The 14,549-nt window shown below is 47.6% G+C and carries 9 protein-coding genes and 1 pseudogene; all 10 read left to right on the forward strand.

What is annotated here, in order from left to right; all coding sequences use genetic code 11:
• Nucleotides 1-2 precede the first annotated feature (2 nt).
• Nucleotides 3-518 carry a hypothetical protein gene (locus DFP76_RS13125; RefSeq protein WP_113875100.1) on the forward strand — a complete coding sequence of 172 codons (516 nt, stop codon included), beginning with the start codon at nucleotides 3-5 and terminating at the stop codon, nucleotides 516-518.
• Nucleotides 515-1,897, forward strand: a complete 1,383-nt coding sequence (tssK, locus tag DFP76_RS13130) for a type VI secretion system baseplate subunit TssK (protein ID WP_113875101.1) — start codon at nucleotides 515-517, stop codon at nucleotides 1,895-1,897. The genes DFP76_RS13125 and tssK overlap by 4 nt, the downstream gene beginning before the upstream one ends.
• A 12-nt stretch (nucleotides 1,898-1,909) precedes the next feature.
• Entirely contained in the window at nucleotides 1,910-2,653 is a 744-nt protein-coding gene (locus tag DFP76_RS13135) for a DotU family type IV/VI secretion system protein (RefSeq protein ID WP_113875102.1), read from the forward strand.
• A 29-nt stretch (nucleotides 2,654-2,682) separates the two neighbouring features.
• Complete coding sequence (locus tag DFP76_RS13140; RefSeq protein ID WP_181799854.1) at nucleotides 2,683-6,735, forward strand: type VI secretion system protein; 4,053 nt, start codon at nucleotides 2,683-2,685, stop codon at nucleotides 6,733-6,735.
• 105 nt (nucleotides 6,736-6,840) lie between these two features.
• Entirely contained in the window at nucleotides 6,841-7,962 is a 1,122-nt protein-coding gene (gene tssA, locus DFP76_RS13145; RefSeq protein ID WP_113875104.1) for a type VI secretion system protein TssA, read from the forward strand.
• 215 nt (nucleotides 7,963-8,177) lie between these two features.
• A complete protein-coding gene (locus DFP76_RS13150) occupies nucleotides 8,178-8,519 on the forward strand; it encodes a hypothetical protein (RefSeq protein ID WP_113875105.1) in 342 nt (113 codons plus the stop codon).
• 77 nt (nucleotides 8,520-8,596) lie between these two features.
• A complete protein-coding gene (locus DFP76_RS13155; RefSeq protein ID WP_113875106.1) occupies nucleotides 8,597-9,676 on the forward strand; it encodes a GNAT family N-acetyltransferase in 1,080 nt (359 codons plus the stop codon).
• 173 nt (nucleotides 9,677-9,849) lie between these two features.
• Nucleotides 9,850-10,911, forward strand: a complete 1,062-nt coding sequence (locus tag DFP76_RS13160) for a reverse transcriptase/maturase family protein (protein WP_113875107.1) — start codon at nucleotides 9,850-9,852, stop codon at nucleotides 10,909-10,911.
• A gap of 887 nt (nucleotides 10,912-11,798) precedes the next feature.
• Complete coding sequence (locus DFP76_RS18150) at nucleotides 11,799-11,960, forward strand: hypothetical protein (protein WP_181799855.1); 162 nt, start codon at nucleotides 11,799-11,801, stop codon at nucleotides 11,958-11,960.
• Between the two features lie 1,470 nt (nucleotides 11,961-13,430).
• A pseudogene (locus tag DFP76_RS13175) lies at nucleotides 13,431-14,321 on the forward strand (LodA/GoxA family CTQ-dependent oxidase); the annotation flags it as partial.
• Nucleotides 14,322-14,549 lie beyond the last annotated feature (228 nt).

Consider the following 14,549-nt stretch of genomic DNA (forward strand, 5'->3'; position numbering starts at 1 on the left):
AGATGCGTATATTGTCTCCGTCCTGTCCTCTTGTCGTTTACGCCTTACTGGTGTGTTTGCTGTCGGGGTGCGGAAAAACCCTCAATCTGGTGGAAAAAACGGCGGGGAAATACGTCCCCTTTTACAGTTATGACAAAACCCTGCTAACAAGCATCAAGCTACAAGCGGAGGCCAATAGCAATAACAACCTGCCAACCGCATTGGACATTGTGTTTATTTTCGATGCGAAAAGTATATCGGCATTGATGGACTTAAGCGGCCCAGATTGGTTTTCGAATAAAGCCTCCTTAGCCCTGTTATATCAGCAAAAAATATCCGTACTTTCCTATGAAGTGGTGCCACAAACCGCGCCTATGACACTGACCTTACCAGCGCAGTATTACCAAGCCTATGGCGTGTTGTTATTTGCCAATTATCTGGACGAACCGGGTCAATATCTGGCTGACATCAGCCAATTCAAGCAGTTACTGATTACCTTGCAACAGCATGGCTATCAATTAGAGGAGCAAGCGTTATGAGCCGTGCAAATCGATTCCCTGTGTGCTGGCACGAAGGCATGTTGTTGTCGCCTCAACACTTTCAACAGGACAACCAATACTGGGAAGCCCAGTTGCAACACTTGACCCTGACCTCACAACCTTACCGTTGGGGGGTGGTGTCAATGAGCCTGGATGAAAGCCAGCTATTGGAAGGCGTCATTTGCCTGCAATCCTTGCACGCCATCATGCCAGATGGATTGCAAATCGCTTACGACGTTCGCTATGACCAGCCTCTGCTCATAGACTTAAACGACGTCGCACAATGGGACGCTAATGAATGCGTGAAAATCCAATTGACCGTGCCCATTCGAACGCCTGGAGCGGCCAGCCAGAGTGCTGACATTCAACGCTTTTCCGTGATAGAAAGCGAACCGGCGAAAGACGATAATACCGGCGAAGGTGAATTGGCAATGCAACGCCTAATGCCGATTTTATCCTTACAGGCCAGTCATGATATTAGCGCCCAATACATTGCCATGCCGCTGTTTGAAGTGACCAAGCAGGATGGGGCACATTTTCAAATCACCGCTTTCTGTCCGCCCATGTTAGGCATTGGGGCCGATGCCTTCTTGACCAGCGACGACAATCAGCAAGGCCGCCAACCTTTGCAGAAAAAATTGCAACAATTGGCGTTTAATATGCGTAAAAAAGCTCGCCAACTGGCGGGTTATGCCGACGATGAAGAAAGGTTGGGGAATCGCGTCAGTGAACAACACCGACAATGGATTCGAGCCATGGTGCAGCATTTGTCAGAGTTTGAATTAATGGCCGACAATGGCCACAGCTCGCCTTGGCAAATTTATCAGATCCTAGCGCGCTTGGTGGGTGCGATGTCTGAACTGGACCAAAAATTGATTCCACCTAAATTGCCCGCTTACCAGCATGAGGATTGCCATGCCAGCCTCTCAGAGGCGCTAAGTTACCTCACTCAGCAGCTAGACAAGGTCAATGTTCGCTATACCAGCTTGACGTTTGAAGAAAGCCAAGAAGGGGTGTTCTCCATTATGTTTGATAAAGCTTGGGGCAATCAGGATTTATTGATTGAGCTGAAACCCAAGTCAACACAAACCCAATCTGATTTAGCGCAATGGCTAACCGACTGTCGTATCGCCTCGGGCAAACTGCACAAAGAACTGGCCACCAAACGCTTACTCGGCGCGACGACTGAAGCCACCGAATACGATGAGGCCACAGGCATTCAGGCCACCGCCAATCATGGTTTGTTTTATCTGAAAAATACCCCGCAATTTATCAAAGCCGGGCAAAGCCTGATCATGACAAGCACCAATGGCAAACTGAAGCACCTGCAACCCAAGAGTATTGTGCTGCATCTTCCTCATGAGCCTGATCAAGCCTAAGAGGAGAGAGACATGAATCAGCCAGGATTACACCTAGTCAGATTGATGAATGAGTTCTATCAGCAAATCATCACCCTCAAACATTGGATTGTGAAAGATCAGCTCCTGCTCGAAGCCAAGTCCATTCTCAAACTACAGGCTTTACCCAATCCTAACGAAACGGCCACCGCGGTTAACCTGTTCCTGAGCCAGTGGCTGGCAGAAAAGCGTCAATACTGGGCCAGTCAACTCACCGAAAGACAAGCCTTGTACATGGACAAAGCCTGTTTTTCGATGGTGGCTCTGGCGGATGAGCTGCTGATTTTAGAGCTGGAGTGGGTCGGGCAGGAAAGTTGGGAAAGTAAGCTATTGGAAGAGCATTTTTTTCACAGCTGTTCGGCCGGCGGCACTTTATATCGACACATTGATGACTTATTGGCAAAAGCCGAGCATGAGCCGCTGGAAGTGCAGTTGGCCGGGGTTTACTTGTTGACCTTAAGATTGGGCTTCTCAGGGCAACATCGTGACGATGTTAAGGCCTTAAAACACTATCGGCACAAACTTTTTCAGTTGGTAGCAAAGCATCAGCCGGTGTTTGAAAACATCCTGTTTGCTCAGGCCTATGAAGCGCAGATGGAATTTCAACAAGAGCAGCGTTTGGCGCCCGTATCCATCTGGTATCGATGTGCTTTTTACATTGCCATTCTTTACCTGATCAGCGGCACAGTTGCCTGGTTTATCTTGCTAAAAGGGCTGGATAAATGGGGGGCCTTGTGAGGGAATGGCTGGCAAAAATAAAGTCGTTTATGCGTCAATACGACGCCTTAAATCACCAGTTAGAAAGCTTATTTCATGGTGTTATGCAACGACTGCAACCCCTTATCGAAGCGCTAAAACCCATTTGGCAAGATCCCTTATGGCAAATGATCGCCTTGATTTTGGGCGCGTTACTGCTGGTCTTGCTGGGGGCCTGGTTTGCGAAAAAACTGTGGGCCTTTGTGCGCTGGTTAGGTCAGCTCATTTATCGAGTGCTGGCGGCCTGTCTGAACGTCTTTTATAAACCATTGGTTTGGTGTTACAAGCGTCTCTTTAAAGGCAAACAAACAAACGACAAACGTCCCACGCGGCCTTTTCGGCAGCGTTTACTGGTGGTTCAGATACGTCGCGCCATTGCCGCGTTACAGTACCTAACCACTCGCCAAGCCTGGCGCTATCAAATGTCCTGGTCATTATTGCTAGGAGATGCCGAGGCGAACAGAACACAGCTTATTCGGGCGGTGAAAGAAGGTCGCAGGGACACTTTATTACCCCGTGAAAAGCGTCTTGTTGGCGGAAGCCGACGTTGGCATTTTTACGATCACGGGGTGGTTATTGAAGGGGAGGAAAGTCAGCTTTCGACCCTAATGGAAGGCTTGCATTGGTATCGGCCTGAGCGTCCGGTCGACAACATCATACTCTGTGTGTCAGCTAAAACCTTATTGCAGCAAGACAGTGTCGGACTGCAAGCCACGGGAGAAGGGCTCTTTCAGCAACTTTGGTTAATACAAAAAAAGAGTGGCTTTGTGTTACCAGTTTATCTCATGGTCACAGAGCTTGAAGAAGTGACGGGCTTTCAAGCTTTCTGGGAAAGCCAACCGCAAGATGTTTTGTCACAGATGCTGGGTTGGTCTAACCCTTATCGATTGGACACTGCCTTTAGTCTGGATTGGGTATCAGAAGCCTTTGCTTATCTATTGGATCGCTTACAGGTGATCAAATTAAAAGTCGCCGCCGGTGGTCAAGCCTTGGCCGATATTGATAACTTTATGATGTTCCCGCATCAATTTTCGCAACTGCAAGGGCCATTAACCACAGTCATCAAAGCGGCCTTTTCACAGAGTGGCTTTCAAGAAGCTCTGCCTTTACGAGGTTTGTACTTCACAGGTAAGGTGAGCCAGCAACAGGCCTTTGCCGAAGCCGTGTTCCAACACAAAATATTCGCCGAAAAGCACCTCGCCAGAGTCATTGAAAAACGGCATTTTTCAAGCAATAAATTACTGCGACGTTTGCAATTTTCCGTGCTGGGATTGGGGCTGGGCTTAACCTTATTGCTGGCCCATGACATTGTTCGCATTCATCAATTTAACCAATTCGGTCTGCAAAAATTACAACAAATCCATCTCTTAATGCCAGATTGCACCGACCAAGGAACCCAGACGTATGCCTTGTTGCAAGGGCTAAGTGATATTTCCGGTGCCAATGTGTCCTTGGCCATGCCGATTTCTTTATTGGGCCATGCCAAAGACAAAAAAGAACAGTCTGCCAGTGAGCAGATCATGAAAAACAAACTCCTGTTAGGACTGGAATGCCGGCTCAAAGAAAAAGCCGAAGAGCTGACAAGAATCATCAACGCAACGCCACAAACGGACCATTATCCGACCTTGTTGAAGCATTATTTTGTTCGCTTTGAAGCCTTGCTGGCTTTTGAAAAAAACCAGCAAGTTTTGCTTATGTTAGCCGGCCCGTTAGACAGTGAGAAAGGCATCAGCAAAGCCTTGTTTGAACTACTCAACTACCTTTATGACAACCCAGTGCCGACGACCCTTGATCTAAACAGTCAATTGATTTTAGGGGCCATCAGGCAAGTGGATTTGGCATTTTCCTGGAGTGCCACAGACCCTTTAGTTGACCGGCAAAAAGTGCTCACTCAATTGCAGAGCCACACCCAGCAACTACAGCAAGCTTTATTGTCCTTTGTTGAGCAGGTGCCCATTGCCCCCTTACAGGCGTTTAATCAAGCCCCTGTTAGCATACCAAGACACGCCAATTTGCCGCCGTCCCCGTTTGGACACGATCTGGGCGTATTAAACCATTGGCTGCAAAAAACCGAACAGGACTGGTTAATCACCACACCACAAAGCAGTGCTTGTGGGCGTTTGCAAACGCATTTGGAAGAAGCCGAAGAAGGCATGGTGCTGTTCGGTTACGACGCCGATGCTTTACAGACCATGGCGCAGATTTTTTCCGCCGAGGTGTGTGACGAACCGGTGAGGAAGGAATTGGCTAATCTTAACGTGTCTCCGTTTGGCGAGCTATATATCCGGGATCAGCAGGGCTTATTGAATGCCTCGCCGGCGTTGAACCGACTCGTGGACAAAGCGCAAGCGATCAGCCGACTTGCTTACGTGAAAGGGCACTTTCCTCCGGCCTTGGATTCCACCGAAATCATCGTGCGCTGGGACCCAGCACCACTACAGGAATTACTCGACATCTTAGGGCAGCAACAGAACTTTGTCGCCGAGTATTCGGCGTCTAGCCTGTTTGATAACAGCCTGCGATCCCGCTTGCAGGATGTCACCGAGCGCCTGTTAAGCGAGGCCATGATCCGTCCGTCACAGCAACTTACCCTGCCGAAACCAAGTTATAACTTGGTCGCAGATCGTGAGCGTCAGCTCGATCAAGCGGTCACCAGCTTTACGCAGGTGATGAGCTTACTGCTGCAAATTGAGGCCCTGTTAAAGCAGCAAGGAGATAGGGTCAATGTGCTGCACCTTAACCAAAAAGTGACCCAATTTGTGTACCGTCAATTACAGCAAATTGAACAACTGGTGGCCGATTACCATCTTTACCAGCCAGTACTGTCCCCCGATTGGCAAGCGGCTTCCTTTTTACAAGCCCTGTTTCAGCTTAAAGACAGCAAACAAAGCGAGACCTACTTACAAAACCAACAGCAAAAACTCAGCTATTTGGCCTTTCATTATGCTCAGCCATTATTGCAATACCTGCAAAACAGCCACACTGGCCTAAGCAATGTGACCGTACAGCGCTGGTTGGCGACCTTGGACGATCTGGCCAAATTTGAACGTGCCGAAGCGGGCAATCCGGTCAGTGGCTTACACGACTTGATTGGCCAGACCTTGCCGACCCTAAACAACGCTGAGTGTGGTCAAACACTGGCGGTCAATCCCCCCAATAAGGGCGACAGTTGGTTTGCCATGCGCAGTCGGCAAATCACCCAGCAGGCCAAGTTAGAGTGCAGCAGCGCCGAGCAAAAAGCCATTATTGCCCGTTATCAAGACCTTCAACAGCACTTTAACCAACAATTGGCAGGGCAGTTTCCCTTTGCTGAATTGCCCCAAGCTGGCCGTAAAGAGCTGTCACCCAAACAGCTAAGGGCCTTTTTAACGGACTATCGTCGCTTGTCGAAAGACCTGTTACCGGCTTTGGAAAACCTGTTAGAGCACCAAGGGGACGCATTGCAGCTTAACCTGCAAGGCTCATGGCGAGACTTCTTGCTGGAAATGGACCAGATCAGTGAGTTTTTTGCCAAGGTTTGGCAGGACAAACCGAAACAATGGCAAGTCAACCTAAAGCCCATGTTTGACGCGCAACCCAGTCGCCTTTCTGGCACCAACCAAATTGTTCAATGGGGTCTAAGCAGCGGCACCCAGCATAGCCAGTTTCCCAATGGGGAGAGCGATCTGGTGTGGCAGCCCGGTTTGCCTTTGTCCTTGAGTCTGCGTTGGGCCAGTGGCTCAGCCTATCGTCCCTTGGGTGGGCCCAGTCGACAAGCCAATATCCAGCCCTATGTTGACCTGACTTCATCCACGGCTCGCTTTGACAGTGAAGGACAGTGGGGCCTGTTTAGTTGGCTTAAACGCTACCAAAATGACTTGATGCAGGCACAAGATGGTGCGGCATTATTGTCCTTCTACGTGCCTGTGGTGCTCAAAGGAAACGATCGACAAATACAGCAGCCGGCTTATGTAAGTCGGGCCAATCTGGTGTTGCAAGCCTATGTGCTGGACGCCAAAGGAGAGCCGCAGACGGTGCCCTTGCCGTACTACTTTCCTACTTACGCACCCAATTTAAGTGAATAAGCTGACATGCAACAGTTGCTGGCAAGGAAGCCGAGAAGCAAGGTTCAGCAGCAAGCGTCAGAGACGCCGCATGACAGACAGTGACAACCGGAAGAGGAGGTTAATATGAGACTTGAACACGCAATACAAGCGCCCGACGAATACATGAAATTTCACATGGGCTACAGTTTGAACCAATTATTGGAACCCATAGGGGACAATGGCGTCGGGCAATCGGTCCGTCATAATGGCGTTTATACCAGCATCAAAGCGGCGCGCCAGTCCGATGACCCAAGCCTACCGTTAGGCGTTTGGACGCACGACTTGAGAGTCGCTGACTGGTCTCAGGTGAAAAGCATCGCCTTACAGGCCTTGGCCGAAAAAAGCAAAGACCTGCAACTGATGACCTGGCTATTTGAAGCCTCGATCCATCTTGACGGCTTTTCCGGCATCGCCCCAGCGACCATCTTGTTACAGCAAATGTGCGAACGTTACTGGGATACCATGTACCCGGAAATGCTCGATGGCGACATCGAATTTCGCACTAATCCGCTGAAATGGATTAACGACAAACTGACCCCAGTGATCAAAAGCTTACCTATTACTCGGACCAATCTGGACGGTAACGAATGCAGTTGGAACGACTGGGAAAGTGCCCAATATTTTGAAAAAGTCACTCAGCAAGCAAAACACAAAAATGCCTGGGATGGTCCGACCCTGCAAGACCTCAAACAGCGCCTTATGCTCACCGAAACCAACGACTTTCAAAATCTATTATTGTCCTTGGAAGATGCTCTCAACAGCCTGAAATACCTGCAAGACTGGCTAGACGAGGTGTGTGGTCACGACGCCCCCAGTTTTGCCGACTTTACCGGGGTCTTGCAGCAGATTAGTGACCTGATTGAATTAGAACTGAATCGCCGAGGCGTGAGATTTGCCAGTGCCGAGGAAGGGCAGGGAGCAAGTTCCGATGGCGCCTCAGACAGTGCAATGGGGGGCGATGGCAATAGTGACGGCAATGGCAATAATGGCGGCAATGGCCCCATTAGCAACCGAGACGAGGCTTTTACCGCCTTATATCGGGCCGCAGACTTCCTGCAACAAGACGACCCGCATTCCATCGTGCCTTACCTGATTTACACCGCCTGCGAATGGGGCCAACAAAGCGCGCCAGACCTGTATAAAGAAATCTTTCTGGTCAAAGGGGGGCAAATCAATCTGTTTGAGATCATGGGCATTGAGTCCTAGGCATTGAGTCTTAGCCAAGTGTTGGCATCGCCTGATAGACCCGGGTATTAGAGCCATCTTATGGGTAAAGTGTAACCCATACTGAGATCATCTAAGTTAATGTAATTTATTGAAAGTAAAGGAAAAATTAAAATACTAAAAGTTGGCAACCCTATTGCAATATAAAACAAACAGCCCCAGGGGAACGATACCCAGGATACAAAAGGATCAAGATTATGTCAGACGATATCGCATTTAAAATTCAATTAGGTTTGGTCTTGCCAAAGCTGGATGAACAACTTAAAGATCCAGTGACCGGCATATTGGAAGAAATCTTGGATTACCTGAGCAAGGGCACCTTGCCGGGCGAAGAGAAGCCCACGTTAGAAGACGTGAAAGCCTTATTCATGCAGGATTTGGACATCTTTTTAGACAAGACCGTATTGCCTGCCATCGACGCCAAATTAAACCCGCCACCTGAGCCAGTTGCTGAGGCCGACGGAGAAGCGGAAGGAGAGGTGGAAGAGGGAGCTGAAGCCGACCCAGAAGAAGTGGCTGAGGCAGCAGAGGAAGAGTAAAGCGAAGCCGAACCGTAAAGCAAAGAACCAGTGTCATAATGAGAGGCTTACACTAACTAACAGGATGGGCAATAACCATGGTTGCAGCCAGACAAGGGTCAGACTACCCATTTTCGCAAGCCGCATTTGCTCAACCGCAAAATGAGTGGCTTGCTCAGCTGCAACAAGTGCAACAGCAGGGTGTGTACGCACAAGACAGGCTTTATTGGTTACAGCAACTTAGAGCCTATGTCGATCAAGACAGATCGTTAGTGGAGTATCAATTGATGCTGGATCTGGCTCAGCGCTTATGCGATTGGGTGATGGTGATTGAGATTGTGAACGCCATGCAATCCCATTACCCATTTGGTCAAAAGGATGAAGCGGCCATCACCTTACTATGTGCCTTAGCCGAAGCCTATTTCCAGCTTGGCGATTATGCTGCCGCCATCCATCTGTATAAAGGGGCTTTGCTGAGGTTTTATCAAAATAAACGGATTCTGGATGCTTATTATTGGCTGACCGAAAAACGCCAACAGATGAACAAGCGTGATTTTCCAATGGCTCACGGGCGCAGGATGGGCCGCCAGACAGAGACAACTGAGCTGTATTTAACACCGTTGGAATCGCATCATATCCATGTGTTCCGATGGCTTTATATTCATCAGCAACAAGGGAGCAAATCCGTCGCGGAGTTATGCAATTTACCAAGCTTTGAGGATGATCAGCAGTGGTTTGACTGGCAACAAAACAACCAAACTATGCCCAATCACGATGTGTATGCCGTAATGCATCGAGAATGGGGCTTTATCGGCTCGGTTTGCTTAGAAGTGTTTCATGGTGTGGGCTTCTTTTATTACTGGTTAGGGCAAGACTTTCAGGGCTATGGTTTTGGGCCACAGGCGGTGTCTTTGTTGTTAGAGATTGGCGTCGAGCATAACGCCATGCATTCATGCTACGCCAAAGTATATGAGGACAATGATGCCTCACAAAAAGCCATAGAAAAATTAGGATTTAGTGTCTTGCCGTTTCGACAGGCGGCGCCAGACGACAATGAAATACTCTATTATCTAGGCCCAGAACAAAGCGAAGCCGCGTGCCGTACCGAACTGGAAACCTTATACCGCGACATGGGTTCCCATATCGCGTTGCAACACAAGGTGTGGCTGGGTGAGTAAAAGGTAAAGAGATAGAGGGAAAGGGAAAGAAAGAGCGAGAGAGAAAGCACCGCAGCGATAAGAGACGTTACAGCTTAGGTTGTATTTAGGTTGTATTGAGGTGGCGTTGGGTTGAATGATGGAAAAGAAGAGAAAAGAGAAAAGAGAAAAGAGAAGAGAGAAGAGAAAAATTGATGCTTGATGTGAGTCCGAATCTGCAACAAATCGTCAGCGACGCTGTATTAGAGCAGGCGTATGACTGGTTATGCCATGCAAGGAAAGACAGCCATCATAATAATGATGTTTGGCATTTGCGCTTTCATTGGCATAAAGAGAAGGCGGCTATTCAGTCGAGCATATTGAATGGGAATTATTGTTTTGAGCCTTGTAGAACCATTTATCTTAATGGAGAAACCATTGGCATATGGTCAGCACGAGACGCACTCGTACTAAAAGCCTTAACTTTGGTATTAACGCCTTATTTGCTGCCAAGCCTAAGTAAAGACTGTTATCACTTAATAGGGCATGGTGGAGCAAAAGCCTGTGTTAGGGAAGTAAAAACAAGGGTAGAAGACTACAAATTTGTATGTCGGTCGGATGTGGACTCATATTATGCCACGATCAATCACCAAATATTGTTGAAGTTATTAGCAGAACACATAGCAGATGTTGATGTTTTAGCTTTATTAGCCAAAATGCTGACGCGATTAGACAATCTAAATGGGCTTTTAAAGGAAAACTCTATTGGTATTGGCAAAGGCAATCCCCTTTCACCACTTTTAGGGGCGCTTTATTTGTTACAAATGGACAAGGCCATCGGCCAATATTGTGAAAAACAGGGTTTGCGATATTTTCGCTTTATGGATGATTGGCTGGTGCTGTGCAAAACACGCCATCAATTACGGCAAGTGGTGCGGATCATGAATCGGTGTTTGGAGGCGGTGAAACAAACTAAGCATCCCTTCAAAACGTATATTGGCAGAATCAAAAATAGTGGCTTTGATTTCTTAGGCTATCGAATCACGCCCGCTATAAAAGAAAAAGTCACCCTGGCGTGGAAAACCATCGCCAACCATATTGGCAGACTACAGCAGCTTTATGAGCAAGGTGCGACCGAAACACGCATTGCTGAGTATGTGAAACATTGGTTGCAGTGGGCACGTAGCGGGGTGGAGATAGATTTACAGCAGGTTCTCGAAGTGATTAAAACAAGTCGACTTGGGAGCGAGTTAGTAGAGAAGGGTGTTTGGGGTTAGAGAGTTTTTGATCTGACTCCAAATATTAGATCTGACTCCAAATATTAGATCTGACCCCAAATATCTAGCGAACCATATCGACAAGCTACAGCAGTATTGTGAACAGGGTGCAACTCAACAACCCATCTCGAAGTCTGTGAACCACCGGTTGTAATTGGCACGTAGCAGTGGGAGAGATAAATTTGGACAAGGTTCCCAGGGTTATTCGACAGGGTAGTCTCTGAGGCTAGTGAGTGAAGAAAAGCATTTGAGATCAAGGCCCATGTGTGGGGATGGTTTTAATTTAACACTGACACTGACCCCAAATGTTAAAACAATTGAAATAATAAGGAGCTAATATGTCCGGAAGAGACCCACAAGACAATCCAGTGGAGTATATGCTAAACGACCAGGCGACCCGGAGGGATTCGGCTCTATGGAAGGCAGCAGACGCCACCCAGGTGGCCGTGCGCGCACAGACTACTAAGGTAGCTGAAACAGTGATAGGTGGGGTTGTGGCGTTCGGCTCAGGTGTAAGACGCGGGGGCGCTGGTTCTATGATGGAGGCGAGCAAAGGAGACCGAGAAGAATAGGTGAATAGTGAACTTAAACTACCCATGGTTTGGGCAAAGCACAGGCGTCAGAGCCGGATGTCACAAAAGTGGATGTGACAAGAACGCCCACCTTAAAAGAAAAGTTGAGTGGACCCCCACATTGGGGATAAGCAGTATTATCAGGACACTCACCTTAAGTTTGGCTTGGGTGTCCTATTAAGGACTTGAACATACAACGCATTTAGCAGCATGGTTAGGCCCTGATGAGTTTTAACAGGACACCCATTTTAAATAGAAGTGATGAGTAATGAAGTTGTTTAGCGTGGATGTCCTATTAATACTATAAATAATAGGATGTCGAATCACGTCCGCAATAAAGGAAAAAGTGACCCTGGCGCGGAAAACCATCGCCAACCATATTGGCAGACTACAGCAGCTCTTTATGAGCAAGGTGCGACCGAAACACGCATTGCTGAGTATGAGAAACATGGTTGCAGTGGGCACGTAGTGGGGTAGAGATAGATTTGGATGTGGTTCTCAGCATGTTAACGGGACACCCACCTTAAGAAACCCCAAATGCCCGGATAGAACCTGGGGCTTAACAGGACACACACCATAAGGTGGCACCCCCCTCATCGGGAGATTTTAATGGGACGCCCAACTTGAATTTGACTTGGGTGTCCTATCAAGTGGGTGTCCTATCAAGAAGTTAAACAGGACACCCACCTTAAGGGGCCTTAACAGGACACACATCTTAAGAGATGGTCTTAACAGAACACTCATCTTAAGAAGTCCGGTAGATCGCTCACTGAGGAAAGAGAGGTTTTAACGAGTCACCCACGGTGATGAACCAAAGGGAAGTGAAGAACATGGGATTTAACAGGCAACCCACATTAAGGGGCCAGTGAATTCGCTCGTTGAGCCACAACGTAGTATACCAGGACACGATCATTAAGCGGCCGGGAATACGCACGGTGAAGCGCAAAATGCGATAACAGGACGACAACCTTAAGTAAGGAGTGAATAAGATAAAAGCGATAAAGACATTTAGCGTGGGTGTCCTATTAATATTATTTGACCCCAAATATTTAATGTTTAGCGGAGGATGGATGTATGTCACATAGATCAGTTAGCCCAGGAAGATCCCCGGATAGTGAAGAGGTCGTCATGGCATTGCGGGATAGCGGCGCAATCCCTGATGAACATGAGGTGATGAGTGTTCTCCATTATAACTCAGTGCAAGACGTGCAGGCAGGTCGTACCGGCGGGGACTGGCAAGACTCAAGCGGGGCTCGACACAATCAGAACTCACAGATAGTAGTGGTGTACGACCACGCAACGAGACGAACGAAACTGGTGCACTCGCATCAACGGGGCTCGCATCATAGTAGGACCGAATTAAGTATTTTAATGGGACACCCGAGTAAGCCTTGACAGGGGATATATGGACGCTCAGGCTAGGTCAAGCGGCACATGGCCGAATCACACTTTTCAGGGTGATTTTTTACTTTCTAGGTTTAACAGGACACCCACCTTAAGGAGCGAGGATGTCACAGGAGCTGTTTAACAGGACACCCACCTTAAGGATCCCGTGAACTCGCTCGTCGAATTTAACAGGACACCCACCTTAAGGGGCCTTAACAGGACACCCACCTTAAGGAGTGAGAACTGTTTAGGAGGACACCCATCTTAAAGTTTTAACAGGACACCCACCTCTACTCTACTTAACAGGACACCCATATTAAGAGGCCTCTGAATATGTTTGTTAAGCAAAATGGCTTTGCAATAATGAAGTGCACGAATATGCTCGCCGTTTAAATTCTCATGCTCCTGTTGAGTAGCCATTGCGTTAAGGAAGGAGTGATATACCGATATCTAAAACTGATACTAAACTGATACTGCCGTAACGACATTGCTCTGCTTAACTGAAAGACCATTCGCATGAAAATGGTTAATGGATTTTAGTTATCAACAAAGGAGTAAGTTATGGCGCTTTCTGTTCATCCTTCTATTGGTATTGCCCGACTAGGTAATGCTAATACCGATAATTTTGTATTAAATCCGATCAAAATCGGTGGTCTTCCATACGAGCATGATGCTGATCTCAAACCGACAACGACTGTGGTCAACTTTAAAGATGAGGCAGGTTGTATACGCCGCCAAGGACAAGTGTTTAAAGTGTTTGATACGTCTGATGAAGAATTAACCTTAGATTCACCGAATGTAAAAAACATCGAATGGACTGTGCATCTTGCGAATAAAAAAGCGGCTTGGTGCGAGTTTCGAGAGCTAAACGGCAACCTTCTTTATGGCCAATATAACAGTTATACGAATCGCGGTGTGCCGTGGCGAAATGCAAGCAAAGAGAGTTCAAGTGAGCGACAATCATTAATTATTGATTTAGGTCCTCGTGTCGTCAGCGGTATATTGTCTACTGTTGAAATCAGTATTTATAATATTCCAGCGACATATTTGCACCCTTCCTATCCCTCTGGTGAGCTAAAGCAGGGGTCAAAGCACTTCAAAAGTTTGGGAACCTTGCGTACTGACCGCCAAGGTCGTCTTATTGTGTTAGGTGGTTATGGTTTTGCGGGGGGGAATACGGATCTCAGCGGTTATGGCGGTGGAGATGATTGGTATGACGATATTTCCGATGGCTCTGTGACTTGTTTCGTTACTTATAGTGATGACTCATCCGAAACCACGACGGCTTGGATGGTAGTTGGCTCGCCTGACTTTGCCCCCGAAATTGTGAATATCTCGACACTAAGTGATACCTGTTTCGATGTTGGCGTGAGGAACTTCGACCTCGTACCAGATATGTACGACAGCGCGACAGGCAATTATGAATCAGATTACGTTGCTAATTTCGACCGTGTCGTTTAGCTTGGGTGTCCTGTTAAAACTTGCTTGAGTGTCTTGTTAAGATCAGATAAAGATCTTGTCATTAAGGAAATATAGCTGGGTCAAAATTGACCCAGTTGGTCTTTTTCTACAGGTTTTTTTAAGGTTTTTTTTATCCTATTCGCTCCAATGCCTTGTGATATCTGGCTTTCCTGTTTTGGCATTATTCCTGCTCTTATCTCTTTATCATGACAGATAGGT

The sequence above is a fragment of the Marinomonas aquiplantarum genome (assembly GCF_003314975.1).
GTDB lineage: Bacteria > Pseudomonadota > Gammaproteobacteria > Pseudomonadales > Marinomonadaceae > Marinomonas > Marinomonas aquiplantarum.